General features: G+C 37.6%; 17 protein-coding genes. 12 read left to right on the top strand and 5 right to left on the bottom strand.

Annotated elements, in window-relative coordinates:
* Positions 1-49: 49 nt before the first annotated feature.
* The 4 genes from NV349_RS06300 to NV349_RS06285 all read left to right on the top strand — a co-directional run bounded on the left by NV349_RS06300 (position 50) and on the right by NV349_RS06285 (position 3,497).
* A complete protein-coding gene (locus tag NV349_RS06300; protein WP_036127672.1) occupies positions 50-778 on the top strand; it encodes an ABC transporter ATP-binding protein in 729 nt (242 codons plus the stop codon).
* Positions 775-1,791, top strand: coding sequence for an ABC transporter permease (locus NV349_RS06295; protein WP_036127675.1), 1,017 nt, complete (start codon positions 775-777; stop codon positions 1,789-1,791). Before NV349_RS06300 ends, NV349_RS06295 begins: the two co-directional genes overlap by 4 nt.
* A gap of 133 nt (positions 1,792-1,924) precedes the next feature.
* Entirely contained in the window at positions 1,925-2,797 is an 873-nt protein-coding gene (locus NV349_RS06290) for an ABC transporter ATP-binding protein (RefSeq protein ID WP_036127678.1), read from the top strand.
* Positions 2,790-3,497, top strand: coding sequence for a hypothetical protein (locus NV349_RS06285; protein ID WP_036127682.1), 708 nt, complete (start codon positions 2,790-2,792; stop codon positions 3,495-3,497). The genes NV349_RS06290 and NV349_RS06285 overlap by 8 nt, the downstream gene beginning before the upstream one ends.
* 50 nt (positions 3,498-3,547) lie before the next feature.
* Here the strand turns inward: NV349_RS06285 and NV349_RS06280 are convergent, their stop codons facing one another.
* Entirely contained in the window at positions 3,548-4,282 is a 735-nt protein-coding gene (locus NV349_RS06280) for a DUF4184 family protein (protein ID WP_036127684.1), read from the bottom strand.
* Positions 4,283-4,351: 69 nt separating this feature from the next.
* Complete coding sequence (locus NV349_RS06275) at positions 4,352-4,798, bottom strand: 2-thiouracil desulfurase family protein (protein WP_036127686.1); 447 nt, start codon at positions 4,796-4,798, stop codon at positions 4,352-4,354.
* 129 nt (positions 4,799-4,927) lie between these two features.
* Between NV349_RS06275 and NV349_RS06270 the strand changes: the two genes are divergently transcribed.
* From NV349_RS06270 to NV349_RS06250, 5 genes are all read left to right on the top strand, one after another.
* A complete protein-coding gene (locus tag NV349_RS06270; protein ID WP_036127689.1) occupies positions 4,928-5,413 on the top strand; it encodes an NUDIX hydrolase in 486 nt (161 codons plus the stop codon).
* A gap of 325 nt (positions 5,414-5,738) precedes the next feature.
* Positions 5,739-6,800, top strand: coding sequence for an iron-siderophore ABC transporter substrate-binding protein (locus NV349_RS06265; RefSeq protein ID WP_036127692.1), 1,062 nt, complete (start codon positions 5,739-5,741; stop codon positions 6,798-6,800).
* Position 6,801: 1 nt separating this feature from the next.
* Positions 6,802-7,836 carry a FecCD family ABC transporter permease gene (locus tag NV349_RS06260; RefSeq protein ID WP_170829786.1) on the top strand — a complete coding sequence of 345 codons (1,035 nt, stop codon included), beginning with the start codon at positions 6,802-6,804 and terminating at the stop codon, positions 7,834-7,836.
* The gene (locus NV349_RS06255; RefSeq protein ID WP_036127696.1) at positions 7,833-8,864 is read left to right on the top strand and encodes a FecCD family ABC transporter permease; all 1,032 of its coding nucleotides are present in this window, start codon (positions 7,833-7,835) and stop codon (positions 8,862-8,864) included. The genes NV349_RS06260 and NV349_RS06255 overlap by 4 nt, the downstream gene beginning before the upstream one ends.
* Positions 8,864-9,664: an ABC transporter ATP-binding protein gene (locus NV349_RS06250; RefSeq protein ID WP_036127699.1), complete on the top strand. Its 801-nt coding sequence runs from the start codon at positions 8,864-8,866 to the stop codon at positions 9,662-9,664. Before NV349_RS06255 ends, NV349_RS06250 begins: the two co-directional genes overlap by 1 nt.
* A gap of 515 nt (positions 9,665-10,179) precedes the next feature.
* Here NV349_RS06250 and NV349_RS06245 read toward each other — a convergent pair.
* From NV349_RS06245 to NV349_RS06235, 3 genes are all read right to left on the bottom strand, one after another.
* Complete coding sequence (locus NV349_RS06245) at positions 10,180-10,695, bottom strand: DUF6886 family protein (protein WP_036127702.1); 516 nt, start codon at positions 10,693-10,695, stop codon at positions 10,180-10,182.
* Positions 10,696-10,709: 14 nt separating this feature from the next.
* The gene (locus NV349_RS06240) at positions 10,710-11,450 is read right to left on the bottom strand and encodes a class I SAM-dependent methyltransferase (protein WP_036127705.1); all 741 of its coding nucleotides are present in this window, start codon (positions 11,448-11,450) and stop codon (positions 10,710-10,712) included.
* 185 nt (positions 11,451-11,635) lie between these two features.
* The gene (locus tag NV349_RS06235; RefSeq protein WP_036127709.1) at positions 11,636-12,820 is read right to left on the bottom strand and encodes a YbfB/YjiJ family MFS transporter; all 1,185 of its coding nucleotides are present in this window, start codon (positions 12,818-12,820) and stop codon (positions 11,636-11,638) included.
* Positions 12,821-12,936: 116 nt separating this feature from the next.
* On the opposite strand from NV349_RS06235, the gene NV349_RS06230 reads away from it, so the two are divergent.
* The 3 genes from NV349_RS06230 (at position 12,937) to NV349_RS06220 (ending at position 16,783) form a co-directional block, all read left to right on the top strand.
* Positions 12,937-13,827, top strand: coding sequence for a LysR family transcriptional regulator (locus tag NV349_RS06230; RefSeq protein ID WP_271912623.1), 891 nt, complete (start codon positions 12,937-12,939; stop codon positions 13,825-13,827).
* Between the two features lie 190 nt (positions 13,828-14,017).
* The gene (gene guaD / locus NV349_RS06225; protein WP_271912622.1) at positions 14,018-15,385 is read left to right on the top strand and encodes a guanine deaminase; all 1,368 of its coding nucleotides are present in this window, start codon (positions 14,018-14,020) and stop codon (positions 15,383-15,385) included.
* 48 nt (positions 15,386-15,433) lie between these two features.
* Positions 15,434-16,783, top strand: coding sequence for a uracil-xanthine permease family protein (locus NV349_RS06220; RefSeq protein ID WP_036127721.1), 1,350 nt, complete (start codon positions 15,434-15,436; stop codon positions 16,781-16,783).
* The last annotated feature ends 52 nt before the right edge of the window (positions 16,784-16,835 follow it).

Below are 16,835 nucleotides of genomic sequence, written 5' to 3'. Positions count from 1 at the left end.
AAAATTTTTATCAAATCAACATAGTGTTCAGTGAAGGAGTGAGATCCATATGGGAAACCATGCAATCTCTATTAAAACCCTTGAAAAAAGATTTCAACATAAGCAAGTTATTGCCCCCCTTACCTTAGATATTCCCAAGGGACAATTGATGGGCTTACTTGGTCCGTCAGGCTGTGGAAAAACAACGCTAATTAAAATGATTATGGGCATGCTAAAGCCTGATAATGGCACTATTGAAGTATTAGATTTAGCTGTTCCACATAAGCAATTATTGAATGATATCGGCTATATGGCACAGTCAGATGCACTTTATACGGATTTAACTGGTGAAGAAAATCTACATTTTTTTGCCAAGCTTTATTCATTATCGAAGGCGGAGCAAATGGAGCGTGTAGCCTATGCCGCAAGCCTTGTTCGTTTGACCGATGACTTACAGCTTAAAGTGATGAATTATTCTGGAGGTATGAAACGTCGGCTGTCCCTTGCCATTGCCCTTATTCAAAATCCTAAGGTATTGATTTTAGATGAGCCAACGGTTGGCATTGATCCTGTTTTAAAAAAGGAAATTTGGCAAGAACTTATTCGTTTAAAAGAACACGAACATAAAACGATTTTAGTGACGACACATGCGATGGATGAAGCGGAAAGATGCGATCAATTAGCTATGCTCAGAAGCGGGCATATTATTGCACAAGGGACACCACAGGCATTAAAAGCCTTTTATCAGGCAAAAGATTTTGATGAAGTGTTTTTAAAGGCTGGAGGTGACGTACAATGAGAATGGGTGCTATCGTCACAAGAATCATACAACAAATGAAACGAGATAAGCGGACACTTGCTTTATTATTTTTAGCCCCACTTCTTGTCTTGTCATTAATGTATTTTATTTTCAATAGTAACGAGGCTTCTGTCACACTTGTCGTCTCTAATGGTCCCACACCATTGATTGACAAATTGAAAGAGACAGATTTTACAATTATTGAAGACGATGATTTTTCGAAAAAACAGCTACAGGACAAAGAGTATGATGGATGGCTAGCAATAGAGCAAAACGAACTAAAGTTAACTTTATTAAATGATGATCCTTCCCAGTCAAAAGCTTTAACAATGCAGCTTGCTCAACTTTTACAGACTTCTCAAGACTCCATAGGTAGTTTAGAAACAGACTATGTTTATGGTGATAAGGATACGGCCATTTTTGATATATTTAGTCCCATGCTCATTGGCTTCTTCGTATTTTTCTTTGTCTTTTTAATTACAGGGATTGCCTTGTTAAAGGAACGAACATCTGGGACATTGGAACGTTTACTTGCAACACCTATCAAACGCTCAGAAATTGTAGCAGGCTATATGGTCGGTTATGGTTTATTTGCCTTCCTACAAACAATTATTATCGTACTGTTTGGCATCTATGTGCTTGATATTGTCCATGTAGGCTCCATTTGGCTTGTCTTACTCATTAATATGATGATTGCCCTTGTATCGTTATCCTTAGGTGCCCTGCTTTCAAGCTTTGCCGCTTCAGAATTCCAAATGATGCAATTTATTCCGCTTGTTATTGTTCCACAAGTATTCTTTTCAGGCATTTTTCCGCTTGATAGTATGGCGGAATGGCTTCAAAATATTGGACGTATCATGCCACTTTACTACGCAGCGGACGCATTAAATGGGGTTATGTATAAAGGTTATTCCTTCAATGATATTATAATTAATCTCAGTATTCTTGCTTGTTTCGCTGTAGTATTTATTACCTTAAATATCATTAGTTTAAAAAAATATCGGTCGCTGTAAAAAATACAGTAAGGTTCTGTTCATCATCAACAGCTCCTTACTGTTTTTCAATAAAAATGGTTTCTTTTGCCATACATACTACAAATCATTTACAATGAAATGAATGAATTTCAGTATAAGTAGGTGCAGATTGATGAACATATTGCTCGACGCACGAAACATCACTAAGCAATACAGAGGTACTTCCATTTTAGAAAATGTCTCCTTTACCATCTACGACAATCAAATAATTGCTATTGTTGGAAAAAACGGATCTGGCAAAAGCACGCTCTTAAAAATGATTGCTGGGCTTATTACGCCAGACAATGGTTCCTTTATGTCTTCTAAACAAGCTTTAAACATTGGCTATGTACCAGAGGTTGCCCCTTCCACTATTCTATTTACCCCCAAGGAATATCTTCAGCATATGGGGCGAATCCGTGGGATGGCTAAACAAAAACTTTTATCGAGAATAAATGATTTATTAATACTATTTCATCTGGAAGATGTACAGGATACTAGAATGACCCATTTTTCTAAAGGTATGAAACAAAAAATAATGATTATGCAGGCTATGCTCAACGAAACGGACTTGTTAATATTAGATGAACCTTTATCAGGGCTGGATTTGCAAACACAGAATGATTTGGAAGAAACACTGAAGACGCTCAAACAACAAGGGATGACGATTATCTTATCCTGTCACGAAACAAAGCTACTGGAGCATGTCGTTGATACGATTCTAATGATTCACCATAAAGAAGTGATGCAAACGGATTTATCTGTTACTCCTACAACCTACAATCAATTAATTTTTGAAATTTCGAATATTACATACATAAAAGATCTATTACATGTAACGGAAATACAGCAGCAATCACCATTAGCGAATGGTTTTTATGAAGTGATTGTCCATATCCAAGCACAGCGTACTGACCATCTTTTACAACAGCTACTTGATAAAAACGCTTCTATTAAACAACTCATACCGATCAATGATAAGGAGAAGTTCATACAACATGATTAGTTTAGGCCGATATCAGTTACAAAATTATTTGAGAACCTATCAGTATATTCCACCTTTTTCTATTTTTATTTTATGTCTTGTTGTTAACTACACATTCGTCCCAAACCCTATATTAGATAGCTTTTCATTTACCTCTATAATCCTCTTTTTCCTGATGGGCTGGTTTACCGTCACACTATTTCATTCAGAGGATGAAGGGCAAAAAATGATAACGATATTACATGCAAATGGTGCGACATCTTATCATTTCAGCCTGTTTATAATTGCCATTTTGATTGCTTTTAGCTTAAGTATGGTTTCTGTTATTTATCCCACAGCTATCCATGCTTTTGCCGAGGAACCAAGCTTTACACACCTATTTCTTGGATTTCTCTCTCATGTTAGCTTAGCGATTTTGGGGATTGCTCTCTCTGCTATCTTTACAAGAGAGCTTGTCAAAAATAAACAAAACACTTGGTGGGGAGTCATTAGCGTCTTATTATTAACCTTGGTAGTCGCAACGTTAAAAGATTCAATCCCGCAAATGAAAGGTCTTATTTTGGTTCTACCACCACTCCATCTTTCTTTAGAAATAATGACTGTTGGCGATCAAATAAAATCCATCCCTAGTAAGTTCTATTGGCAGTTCATCTGGATACTAGTTTATGCTAGCTTCGTTATCTATGTATTTTTCTTTTTATCCAAACTGAAAAGGAGGTAACGAACAAAAGGACTCCCACTTAAAGGAAGTCCTGTCATGCTCGTTATTATTTATTTTTGCCAATATGTTTTCAATAAACAAATGGTTAGCAAGCTACAGAAAAATGAATCAATCATACGGACCACCCATACACCATAATTGCTAACTGATACCCCATCTATAATAGACCAGCAACATACATAGAAGATTGCTAATCCAAGTACCTGTATCCAGAAAAATAATTTTTGTTTAGGATGAATAGTGAGCAATGAATTCGTTGATTGATGGGCTGCTCTAACATAGACATAACCGATAATCAACGTAATGCCTACTAAAGTACTGCCATGCTGTAAGTATTTATAAAGGGGGAATTGAAAACCGAAAATGGGCATTGTTTCTGATAAAATAGATAGATGCGAAACCATAAATCCATTTTTATGTGTAAAGGAATCCCAAATGACATGTGTGAGCATACCCAAAAACGCTGAATAACCAAAGACAATGACATTGAGTCGTTTACTCCTGGAAGTTGTTTGGTTAGCTGTATCCTGTAAACATACTGGTAAATGATGAACTACATGCTGCCGAACATACTTACAATAAATGATGTAAATCACAATAATAAGAGGTAAATTAAAAATGAAAAATCCCGTTAAGCTATGACCTATCTCACCTATTGGTCTACCTCTAAAAAAATACTCAAAATCAGGTGCCATACTTCCTAGTACAAGTGCTGAAAAATGGATGTACTTACTTCGTCTTGAAAAAGGTAAAATTGCGGCTGGATGTGCGAATGTTAATGGCATATAAGCCACCTCCCACCAGTTCAGACGTTTCTAACTGACAAAGGTTACTCTCTCGTTAAAACCGACCTTTCATAAAAATTGCTCTTCTAATAGAACCTCAATCCCATACCTTCGTAGTAATGCTGTAGTTACCCCTTCACCCAATAATTTAGTACCATTGAACGCCCCATTATAAATCATTGCACTACCACAAGATGGACTATACTCCTTTAAAACGACCAGAGAGGCGTCTACTTCAAGTGCTTTTTGTAAAGTCGCATAGGCTCCTTTTAAATACAGCTCTGTGACATCACGCCCAGTCCTTTCAATAACGGTTGCTTTGCCATCAAGTACATCCCCTCCATTGCCTCCCACAATTTCAGCAGGCTCCCGAGGGGTTGAAAAACCGCCCATCAGCTCTGGGCAAACAGTAATCGCTTTATTTTCTAACATAAGCCTTTGTATTTTTTCATCTAAACTGTTGGTGCCATTATAACGAACACTTAACCCTGCTAAACAAGCACTTATTAATATCACAGCGATTCTCACTCCTTCAACTATCTTTATTAACTATAACACGCATACAGGATGCAATTTTGACGTGATAGAATGATTTCTTTGATACAATATTTTTAGTAACGACTAAATAGAAAAGGAGAAACAATTTTGGCTGAATTTACAATTTGTTTTCTAAAGAAGGGTGAACAAATTCTTTTATTGAATAGAAATTACCCAGCATGGATGGGAGCCTGGAATGGTGTAGGTGGTAAAATTGAACAGGACGAAACGCCATTAGCAGGTGCTATACGAGAAATTAAAGAAGAAACAGGTATTACGGTTGAAGAAATTACTTATAAAGGAAAAATCACATGGACAGATGGTGTTGTTAACTATGGCTGTATGTATGCTTTTATAGCAGAACTACCTGAATCTTTTACATATATAACACCTATAAAAGTTGCAGAGGGTATTCTTGATTGGAAGGACCTTACTTGGATTTTCCACCCTGAAAATGTTGGCATTGCAGATTTAAAACATTATTTACCAACAATGCTCAATGAGGCAACTAATTATGATTACATCTTCACTTATCAAGACAAACAATTAGTTCATATTTCTTCCACACCAATCGAACAAACATCTACAGTCTAATAGACAAGGAAGCCTCGTCCATGCAATAAGTGTAGGACGGGGCTTGCTTTCTAAACGTCTCTTCTAGGAAAAATTCGTTACATATACCAATTTAGGGATGTGTAATTAAGGATAATAGTTTAAGAATTCTCAACCAAGAAGTGCGGGGCATTTCCGCTTTTTTCTAGCTCAGTTTTTATACCGAATATCGTATAATTGTGATAAAGCAAAAAAACATCAAAAATGCAAAAATATTTGTTGACTTTTACTGAAATTAGCGTAATATTTTTCTCTGAATGATAAGGATTATCATTATCATTTTTTAAAATAAAGTGAGGTAAAAAAAATGTCAAAAATTAAAAATTCTATGTTCATAGTAATGCTTTTATCATTAATGGTTTTAGCTTTAGCAGCATGTTCTGATTCATCTAATAAAGACACTGCTAAAAAAGAAGAACAAACAAAAGACAATACATCAGAAACTACTGATGAACAGCAATATCCGATTACAATTAAACACGCTTTTGGTGAAACTGTTATTGAGAAAAAGCCTGAGCGTGTAGCAACAATTGCTTGGTCTAACCATGACGTTGCACTATCACTTGGTGTAGTGCCAGTTGGTTTCTCTGCAGCTAACTATGGTGTACAAGATGGTAGTGGTATGCTTCCTTGGACTGCTGAAAAATTAAAAGAGCTTGGTGAAGAAAATCCGAATATTTATCAAGATACTGACGGTTTAGACTTCGAAGCCATTGCTGACTCTAACCCAGATGTCATTCTTGCTGCATACTCTGGTATTACGCAAGAAGAGTATGAGACATTAAGTCAAATCGCACCTGTTGTAGCCTATAAAGAAACTCCTTGGGTAACTTCTTGGCGTGACCAAGTTACATTAAACGCTCAAGGTATGGGTATGGAAGCACAAGGTCAACAATTAATCAAAGACACTGAAAAATTGATCCAAGATAAAGTGAATGAACATGCTGCTATTAAAGGTAAAAAAGCTGCATTCGCTATGTTTACTCCAACAGATTTATCAAAATTCTATGTTTATACACCTGCAGATCCACGCGGTGAATTCTTAATGGAATTAGGTATGGAATATCCTGAAAGCGTTACAAAACAAATTTCGGATGATAGCAGCTTCTATATTGAATTAAGCGCTGAAAATGCAGATGCTTTAGCTGATGTAGAAATCTTTATTGCTTACGGAGATGAAACAACTTTACCAGCTTTACAAGCTGACCCAATTTTAGGGAAAGTACCTGCTATTCAAAATGGGAATGTTGTTGTTATTGGTGATAATACGCCACTTGCAGCTGCTGGTACCCCTAGCCCACTATCAATTGCCTATACAATTGATGACTATTTATCATTAATCTCAGACGTAGCAAAAAATATAAAGTAATATGAATAAGATACAAGCTACCGAACAGAAGCAGTTATTTATCCCTAAAAATTTCGCTAAAGTTTTGCTTTTTCTTATCATTTTTCTTGCTTTATGTGTAATTGCTTCGCTACTATTCGGTTCTCGTACAATTGGCTGGACTGGACTAATGGATGGCTTGTTCCATCCTGATGTTCAGTCACATGAAGCCGTTGTTGTTCGAAAACGAATCGTCCGAACAATTTTTAGTTTACTGTGTGGTGCGGCATTAGGCGTTTCTGGGGCACTAATGCAAGCCGTTACACGTAATCCAATTGCAGATCCAAGTATTTTGGGGGTAAACACAGGGGCATCACTTTTTGTCGTTTGTGGTATCGCCTTTTTAAACATTAGTTCAGCCAATCAATATATATGGTTAGCAATAGCGGGTGCCATTATCACTGCTATTTTTGTATTTGGAATAGGCTCTATGGGTGCAAGTGGTGCTACACCATTAAAGCTTGTACTTGCAGGGGCTGCTACAAGTGCCATTTTATCTTCATTAGTCGTTGCGGTTATGATTCCGCGTACAAATGTAATGGATCAATTTCGATTTTGGCAAGTTGGTAGTGTAGGAGCTGGAAGCTGGGACGCTATTCAGCTATTTATTCCATTTTTAGTTGTAGGCCTATTGATTGCCCTCTTCACTGCTCCAGCACTAAATGCTTTAGCACTCGGGGATGAAGTGGCAACTGGTTTAGGTGTTCGTACTGGTACACTACGTATGTTTGCAGCACTAGGTGGAGTTCTTTTATGTGGGGCTGCTACCGCTCTAGCAGGACCTATTGGTTTTATCGGTTTATTAGCAACTCATGTTGTCCGCCTTATTATAGGACCTGATATACGCTTTATCCTTCCTATGTCTGCCTTAACAGGAGCAATTATTTTAACGTTTTCAGATGTTTGTGGTCGACTTCTCGGCAGTCCTGGTGAGCTAGAGGTGGGTATTTTAACAGCCTTTATTGGTGCCCCTATCTTGATTTTAATTACGATGAAAGCGAAAATGCGTGCGTTATGATGAATGAAACATTGATATCCATAATGAAAGGCAGACAACGAAGAAAAAGACGCTTTGTCATAATAACTTCTGTACTGACTGTTATTTCCATAATACTGTGTTGCACAATGCTAATGCTTGGTAACACGATTTATCCTGTTGAAGATGTTATCCGTGTTCTCCTTGGCCAACATGTACAAGGTGCCTCTTTCGCTGTAGGCACAATTCGATTACCACGCATGTTAGCTGGTACATTTGCTGGCTTTGCATTTGGTGTTGGAGGTTATATTTTCCAAACTATGTTGCGCAATCCTTTAGCAAATCCAAATGTTATTGGTATTACAGCTGGTTCAAGTGCTGCTGCTGTATTTTGTATTATTGTCCTGCAAGCAAGTAATATCGTTGTATCCATCGCTTCAATTATTGGCGGTTTAGCTACTGTCCTAATTATTTATGCTTTATCAAGAGGCTCTTCTTTTTCAATTGGCAAATTAATATTAATCGGGATTGGTATTCAAGCAATGCTAAATGCATTCATCTCTTATTTAATGCTAATTGGCAATACACATGATATTCCAAGTGCCATGAGATGGTTGAGTGGGAGCTTAAATGGTGCGAAAATGGAGTCACTCTATCCATTAATGATAATCGTCATTGTATTTACACCTGTACTGTTATTTTTCGGGAAGCATTTAGAAATGCTTGAGCTTGGTGAACAAACATCCACCTCTCTAGGTGTAGACACAAACAAAACAAGAATCATTTTAATGCTTTGTTCTGTATTAATCATTGCACTTGCTACAGCAACTACAGGACCGATTGCCTTTGTTGCATTCCTTGCTGGACCAATTGCCAAAAAATTAGTTGGTGTCGGGTTTTCAAATATACTTCCAGCTGGTCTAATTGGTGTTATTTTAGTATTGGCTGCTGATTTAATTGGTCAATTCGCATTTACAGCTAGATATCCAGTAGGTGTTATTACAGGAATCATTGGTGCACCTTACTTAATTTACTTGTTAATTCGAATCAATCGAAAGGGAGATATATGATGAAACCAACACATACGCTTCAGGCTGAACATATAACATCTGGTTACGAGCAAAAGACGATTTTAGAAAATGTCAGCATTGCTATTCCAAGTAATAAAATTAGCATTATTATTGGTGCGAATGGTTGCGGAAAATCTACATTATTAAAAACAATGGCACGCCTGATTAAGCCAACTGGTGGTCATGCCATGCTAGATGGCAAATCCATTCATCAAATGCCACCAAAACAATTAGCTCGTGTGTTAGGACTTTTACCTCAGTCCCCTATCGTTCCTGAAGGAATTACTGTTGCTGATTTAGTTGGCCGTGGTCGATTTCCTCATCAAACATTATTTAAAGGTTGGTCCAAACAAGATTATGAGGCAGTTGCAGAAGCTCTTGAAATGATGAACATTACAGAGTTTGCTGACCGCAATATCGATGAACTTTCAGGTGGTCAGCGTCAACGTGTGTGGATTGCTATGGCATTAGCGCAACAAACTGATATTTTATTTTTAGATGAGCCAACAACATTTTTAGATATTACATATCAAGTTGAAATTTTAGATTTACTAACAGATTTAAATAAAAAATATGGTACAACCATTGTCATGGTATTACATGACATTAATCTTTCTGCCCGTTATGCGGACTACTTATTCGCATTAAAAAATGGTCGTTTACTTGCAGAAGGTTCGCCAAAAGATATTGTGACAAGTGAGTTAATTAAAGATACATTTGACTTAGATAGCATGGTTATTGAAGACCCTGTTTCTAAAACACCTTTAATTGTTCCTGTTGGCCGTTATCATGCTGTCTAGTTATAAAGGGAATGTTGTTGAAAAAGGATCATGTTACTAGCAGAAAAAGACCTTTTAGCAAGGCGAGGGGCTAATGTCCATTCCGCCAGCATCCTTTCCAGGGGGCGTCCGTTGAGCCGCTTCACTTACTGCGTTCGCTCTAGTGTCTCGTCTGTGACGTTAAATCCCCTAGGAGTGGTACTGATTCCACTTCAATCAACCATTCTGCAAAAGTATCTTTTCCTTTTTCATTCAGTAGTGAACACCACTATGAACGATATACCTAAACCCTTTAAAACTACCTCATTTTGATCGTACTGGAAGACGAGATTGAAAATTTGTTAGAGTAGTACTTTAAATATCTTTCTCCACATCCTGCATCTAATACATGCTTTCCATCTGGCTCTTCCACCAAAGAATAGATGGTAGGGTTCAATGAATATCACCCTGCTTCTCGTAATTAGCTGTATACCTTTATCTAATTAATAGACAAACAAGCCTCGTCCATGCACTAGCAGCATGACGAGGCTTGTTCTTTAGTGTCTTGGCTGTGCAAAGCGCATCCTGCACATCGACCAATTTAAGCTTGTATACTGGATTTCGTCATGGATATCCCACAAGCGATCCACTATTCGCAATTCAACACTCCGTTCCAATAATGCTTTAGCTATATCGTTAACCTCAGAGACATTAATGGGCATTTGTATTAATTCACTTGTATAATAACCTGCATTATCATCCAGTAATGTGAATCCATTACTATCAAACTCATATAGGTAAAGTCTCGTATTCTTCAATACTTCAAACCATTTGTTTTCAATGACCACTACATGAGAAGCTTGTGCTAAATAATGCCCTCTATCTTGCTCTGTTGTTTGTACCCCTGCATGAAAGCAAACACGAGGACAATCTCTCGGCGTTAAATAATTTGGCAAGCATCTCTCATTGATGGCCCATACAAGCCCTTTGGTTGCATCTAAATCTGCTCGCTCAGGTAGTCGAGGATGAAACATCGTAATAGTAGGGTTCTCACTGACATGAAATAAACGCATGGATTCACTCTCCTTTATTTTCTAAGTTTAAAGACGATAAAATCTGCACAATGCAAATCTTCCTCAAATTGAGGATACTTCTCTAGCATGTCTTGTGATGGCTTTGGCTCTACAATAGCTTCAATGGTAAAGCCACTTTGAATAATGGCTTGCACATAGCTTGTTAATGTACGGTGATACAGCACAATTGAGGGGTCAGCATCTAGTTGTTGGTAAACCCCTTCATAAAAATAACGCTGGATTTTCCAATACTGTTGATCTAGCTGCTCATGTCTTATCCATCCACTATTTGGTGTCACAAAACATGGATGCAGAATTGAAAAAATAAAAATGCTATTAGGTTTCAAAAGACGATACATTTCATGCAATGCAGCCTTGTAGTCCTCTAAATCTTGAAGAACCATATTTGACACAATACCATCAAATTGCTCATCTGCTAGAAACGCTAAATTTTCACAGTTCCCGTGTAAAAATTGAATAGCTTCCTGCTGTTGTGTTCTTTCCATAGCAATATCCAGCATTTTTTGTGAAAAATCAACAGCCGTTACGCTTGCCCCTTTCTTCGCTAGTAACCTACTTAAATATCCTTCTCCACATCCTGCATCTAATACATGCTTTCCATCTAGCCCTTCCAGTAAAGAAAAGATGGTGGGATTTAACAGTACTACACGATGATTGTCACCCTGCTCATCGTAGGTAGCTGTATACCGCTCTGCATATTGATTCCAACGTTGAATAGCTTGTTCTGTGTTCATATAAAGTCCCCATTTCAATGTAGAATCGTAACGTTACGTCCTTTGTGCACTTATCTATTTTTCCATATAAAGAAAAAAATATATAGACTTTTATTATATTTTTTAATATCATGTAGATAGAGGCACGGCTTCTTTAAGTAAATGATAAAGCCAGAAATCCAAATAGGATTTCTGGCTTTTATGCGCTATATAGAAATTGTATGTTCTGCAGCAGCTTCTTTTTTTACAGTTAGCCATCTACCAATTACCATAACGAGCAATGCAAGAAACACGATGACACCAGCAAATACAAGTGCTGCTTTATAGCTACTATAAACTTCAACCAGCTTTCCTGCGACGATCGGTCCGATAATTTGTCCAAAAGCATAAAAGGTTGTTAATAAAGATACAACAAAACCGCTCTGTGTCGGGAAAAGCTGTCGTGCATAGGAAGTAGTTAACGTGACAATTCCTACAAAGGTCAGACCAAATAAAAATGATGCTAACAATACGCTCCATACAGTTTGTGAAAATACGGGTAATAGGATGCCAATCACTTGAAGTATGTATGCCACAAACAAAATTTTTATCGCTGAAAACTTCTCCAATAAGACCGTCCAAACAGGTGCTGATGGAATAGCTGCAAGTCCCACAATAACCCAGCTGTAAGAGGAGTAAGCTTGGAGAGAAGGGATATTATGAATAATATCAACCAAAAAAGTACCTGTAATAATATAGCCTAATCCCTCTAAGCCATAGGATAGAATCAGCCATGGCATAAAGCCTCTTGTCATTTTGGTATCGAGCGTTTTCATCACTTTTATGCTGTCTTGAACCTCTAAATTTCTCCACAGAATAAAGGTAATGAGTAAAAAGATAGCTGATAGCATACCTAAACCTAGCCATGTTCCCTCCCAAGCAAATTTCGCTTCTATTGTAGGAACACATAAGCCAGAAATAGCAATTCCCAAACCAATGCCACTAAATACATAGCCAGACCATCGCGATAATGAATGTCTCGCCAAATAATCCATCATAATGCTAGACGTTAAAACAAAAATAAGCCCACCTGTAATGCCTGCGATTAAACGGAGAACTAGCCATACAGAATACACCTCTAGCAAGCCCATTAATCCCACCGATAGAACATTGAAAACGACACTTGCCAATAAAATATTTTTACGTCGACGATGAATAAATCCTGCCCATAATGCGCCAATGAAATAGCCAATATAATTGCTTGAAGCCAAAAATCCAGCCACCTCTAACGAAAATCCTACATCATGACGCATAAATGGCAAAATCGGTGTAAATGCAAATCGACTAATTCCCATTGCGACAACTAGTAATAAAATTCCTCCAAAGACAACCCCCATATGCTGTCGAGTCATTTTTATCCCCCTCCCCTTTTTCCTACTGTAATTATAAGGATACAGAGCGTAAATTAATAAATCTAATATATAATGTATATAAAATCATAAAAAAAATTAATGAAAGGTGCTTGCATATGAATTTACACGCTTTACGGCTATTTACAAAGGTGGCTGAGCACAATAGTGTTTCCAAAGCGGCACAAACGCTTATGATTAGTCAGCCTGCTGTCACCATTCAAATACGAAATTTAGAAAAAGAGCTAGGTTTGACCCTGATAGAATCCAAAGGGAGAGGCATTGCATTAACACCAAATGGCACGTTTTTATATAAACAGGCACAGCGATTATTTGATTTAGAAATCGATATTGAATATAAAATTGAACAACTGAAATATACAGGCAATGAGGAATTACAAATTGCCTCGACGCATGTGCCTTCCCATTTTTTACTGCCCAAATGGTTGGCTCATTTTAAACAAATTTATCCAGCAACAAATCTCCATTTAAAAACGGCTAATTCACAGCAAGTCATTGAGGAATTATTGCATTATAAAGCTGACTTAGCCTTTATCGTTAAAGAAGATGGCCATCATCCTGATATTAATTATCAATTTCTGATGAATTTAGATTATTGGTTTATCGTGCCATACAGTCATCCATTAGCAGGTCAAACGGTTTCCCTCGCAGAACTTATGGAACAGCCCTTTGTGACAAGGGAAGACGGGAGTTCCACAAAAGAATATTTAAATGCTTTATGTAAAGTGCATAAAATTCCCCCACCGAAAGTAGGACTGCAACTAGATGGAATTAATGAATCGATCCATGCTATTGCAGCAGGTTTCGGAACAATGCTAGCTCCGTCCATAGCAGCTTCTAGCTTTATCCAGCAGCAACAGGTTGCCCGTGTTTTTATTAAGGATATTGATATTCAACGTCCTATCTATCTTTGTACACGAAAAAATGAACAGCACCATTCCCCCTCCTTTCATAACTTTCTTCATATCATCAATGAATCCATTCTATAAAAAGAAGGCACGCTAAAACATGTGCCTTCTTCTCATCCATCAATGCTTGTCAAAGCTGTAAAAATGTAGTTGGACAGCTTCTTTTTTTCTTTCACAAACTCATTAATATTCGTTTTTTATAGACTTCATAGTTTATATAGCCTATAATAATCCGTGTTATTATCAATAAACGAACATTAAGGTGGTTTTTATGACTGAATATACGTATATTTTCAAAGGGACAGCTTTTACTAGTAAATCTGCTACTGAAGTTCAAATTTTAAAAGATTATTTGTTTTTCATAAATGCTGATGGCATGATTGATAAAGCAGTCGGTCCAGAACGTACTGATTACCAACAACTATTAACTACATATCAACATCAACCTAATTTCCATCCATTAGCTGAAGGTCAATATTTCTTACCAGGATTTGTTGACTTGCACGTTCATGCACCACAATGGGCACAATCGGGTACAGCCTTAGACATTCCACTTTATGACTGGCTAAACACTTATACGTTCCCAATCGAATCAAAATTTTCGGATTTAACGTTTGCACAAGAGGTTTACGAGGATTTAGTGAGCACGCTGCTTGCCAATGGCACAACAACATCCTTATATTTTGCGACAGTTCATAAAGAAGCTAGCATACTGTTAGCTAAAATCTGTGCTGAAAAGGGCCAACGTGGCCTTGTCGGAAAAGTGGTCATGGATGATCCTGAGCAAAATCCCGATTTTTATCGAGATGCAAACACACAAACCGCATTAGCTGATACAGAAGAGTTTATTTTAGCGGTAAAAGAATTAGCGAAAACAACTAAACAAGGTGTTTACCCCGTGGTCACACCTCGCTTTATTCCAAGTTGTACAGATGATGCCTTAATAGGCTTAGGTGATTTAGCAGCGAAATACGATACTCATATTCAATCTCACTGTAGCGAAAGTGACTGGGAGCATGGTTATGTCAGAGAGAGATTTAATAAGAATGATGCAGTAGCCTTACATGATTTTGGTTTATTAGGTGATAAATCGGTTATGGCTCATTGTAACTTTTTAAGTGATGATGATGCTCAATTATTTGCTGAAACAGGCACTGCCATTGGTCATTGTCCAATCTCTAATGCCTATTTTGCTAACAGTGTGATTCCAATCGCCCGCTTCCATGCAATGGGCATTGATATTGGATTAGGCTCAGATGTTTCAGGGGGATTTTCTCCAAGTCTTTTTGATAATGCAAGACAAGCTGTTATGTCATCAAGAATGTTAGAGGATGGTGTCGATACAACCCTTGCAGCTGAAAAACGAGGTGTGCCAAATTCACGTATTACCATTAATGAAGCCTTCTATCTAGCCACTGCTGGTGGTGGTAAAAGCTTAAGCCTTCCAATTGGGCGTTTACAAGAAAACTATACATGGGATGTACAAATTATAGATACAAAAATCCCTACTGCTAAGCTTCCAATTTTTGATCAAAAGGAAGATTTACTCGATATATTCCAAAAAATAATGTATCTTGTACGCCCAGAAAATATCCGTGAGGTATGGGTGCAAGGAAGTAAAGTTCATGCGAGAGACTAGTCATTCTCTTATTCATTAAAAATCTATCATTTTGAGGTGTACAACTTCGTGAAAACGCAACATAGTAAACGAACAAACGAAACAAGAAAAACACAATTAACCGTATTACCAGATGAAAAAATCTCGTTCAGCCAATCAGCTCTACTAGGTTTACAGCATGTCATGGCCATGGATGTTTACGTTGTGCCATTTTTAATTGCCATGCTCATTGGTCTACAAACAGGGCAGGCAGGTGCATTAATTCAATCCACCTTTATTGCGGCAGGAATTGCGACTATTGTACAAACCCATTTTTGTATGAAATTACCGATGGCACAAGGCCCTTCCTATGTTCCACTAGGGGCTATTGTTGGAATCTATGCGGCAAGTGGCAGTGGTGATTTAGGCTGGAGCACTGTGCTAGGTGCCAGCTTAATCGGTGCTATTTGCGTCATTATTTTAGGCTATACAGGCATTTTCAATAAAATTGTTCAAACATTTATTCCACCGATTGTTGGCGGTACGATTATCTTTGTTGTCGGTCTTTCCTTAATGCCTGTCGGTTTAAGTGATAATATTTTTAATGGAGCAGGTGCATCCATTAATCAGAACATCTATTTAGCTTTGATTTCAGCCATTGTATTAATCATTTGTGTCATGTTAGGGACAGTCTTCCACCAAAAAGGGCGTCTATTCCGTATTGCATCTGTCATCATTGCCTTAATCGGCGGCAGTATTGCGGCAAATAGGATGGGTGTTTTAGATTTATCTCCTGTATCACAAGCAAAATGGTTTAGTATGCCGCAAATTCCATTTGCAGATTTCGGCTTTAGCTTTAATATTTCAGCCATTATCACAATGGTCATTATTTATATTGTCTTAATGGCGGAAACAACAGGAACATGGTTTGCCATTAGCAATGTCATCGACAAACCATTAACAGATCAACAAATTAATCGAGGCGTTATTGGTGAAGGCATTGGCTGTTTTATTGCTTCATTACTAGGCTCTACACCTGTGACGGGTTACTCTACAAATGCAGGTGTTATCTCAATTACAGGGATTGCGAGCCGTCGAGTATTTATAGCAGCAGGTATTTGGTTTATCATCTTCGGCTTCTCTGGTAAATTAGCGGCACTTATTTCAGCCATTCCTTCAGCAGTCATTGGTGGTGTATTTGTCATCGTCTGTGGCATTATTGCCATCAGCGGATTACAGGTGATGAAAAATGAACATATTGGCGAAAAGGAAATGTATGTCATTGCGATTCCTGTCATTTTAACGTTAGCTCTGACATTATTGCCTGATGATTTCCTTTATTCACTACCTACAACCGTTCAATATTTATTTGGATCGCCTATCGCAACCGCTGCGCTAGTAGCGATTTTCCTTAATAAAATTCTACCAAGCTCAAAATAGCAAGTATCTACAATGCATAGCACCTCTAGTCCATTTGGATTGCAGGTGTTGT

Source organism: Lysinibacillus sp. OF-1 (genome assembly GCF_028356935.1).
In the GTDB taxonomy this organism is placed as follows: domain Bacteria; phylum Bacillota; class Bacilli; order Bacillales_A; family Planococcaceae; genus Lysinibacillus; species Lysinibacillus fusiformis_D.
Note: the sequence above shows the minus strand (reverse complement) of the source record. Positions and strands in the feature narration are given on the sequence as shown.

Excerpts from the sequence above, each read along its gene's own strand:
- NV349_RS06230 (WP_271912623.1), top strand. The coding sequence starts at position 12,937 with ATGAATTTACACGCTTTACGGCTATTTACAAAGGTGGCTGAGCACAAT.
- NV349_RS06300 (WP_036127672.1), top strand. The coding sequence starts at position 50 with ATGGGAAACCATGCAATCTCTATTAAAACCCTTGAAAAAAGATTTCAA.
- NV349_RS06265 (WP_036127692.1), top strand. The coding sequence starts at position 5,739 with ATGTCAAAAATTAAAAATTCTATGTTCATAGTAATGCTTTTATCATTA.
- NV349_RS06295 (WP_036127675.1), top strand. The coding sequence starts at position 775 with ATGAGAATGGGTGCTATCGTCACAAGAATCATACAACAAATGAAACGA.
- NV349_RS06285 (WP_036127682.1), top strand. The coding sequence starts at position 2,790 with ATGATTAGTTTAGGCCGATATCAGTTACAAAATTATTTGAGAACCTAT.
- NV349_RS06245 (WP_036127702.1), bottom strand. The coding sequence starts at position 10,695 with ATGCGTTTATTTCATGTCAGTGAGAACCCTACTATTACGATGTTTCAT.
- NV349_RS06290 (WP_036127678.1), top strand. The coding sequence starts at position 1,925 with ATGAACATATTGCTCGACGCACGAAACATCACTAAGCAATACAGAGGT.
- NV349_RS06250 (WP_036127699.1), top strand. The coding sequence starts at position 8,864 with ATGAAACCAACACATACGCTTCAGGCTGAACATATAACATCTGGTTAC.
- NV349_RS06235 (WP_036127709.1), bottom strand. The coding sequence starts at position 12,820 with ATGACTCGACAGCATATGGGGGTTGTCTTTGGAGGAATTTTATTACTA.
- NV349_RS06240 (WP_036127705.1), bottom strand. The coding sequence starts at position 11,450 with ATGAACACAGAACAAGCTATTCAACGTTGGAATCAATATGCAGAGCGG.
- guaD (WP_271912622.1), top strand. The coding sequence starts at position 14,018 with ATGACTGAATATACGTATATTTTCAAAGGGACAGCTTTTACTAGTAAA.
- NV349_RS06280 (WP_036127684.1), bottom strand. The coding sequence starts at position 4,282 with ATGCCATTAACATTCGCACATCCAGCCGCAATTTTACCTTTTTCAAGA.
- NV349_RS06255 (WP_036127696.1), top strand. The coding sequence starts at position 7,833 with ATGATGAATGAAACATTGATATCCATAATGAAAGGCAGACAACGAAGA.
- NV349_RS06260 (WP_170829786.1), top strand. The coding sequence starts at position 6,802 with ATGAATAAGATACAAGCTACCGAACAGAAGCAGTTATTTATCCCTAAA.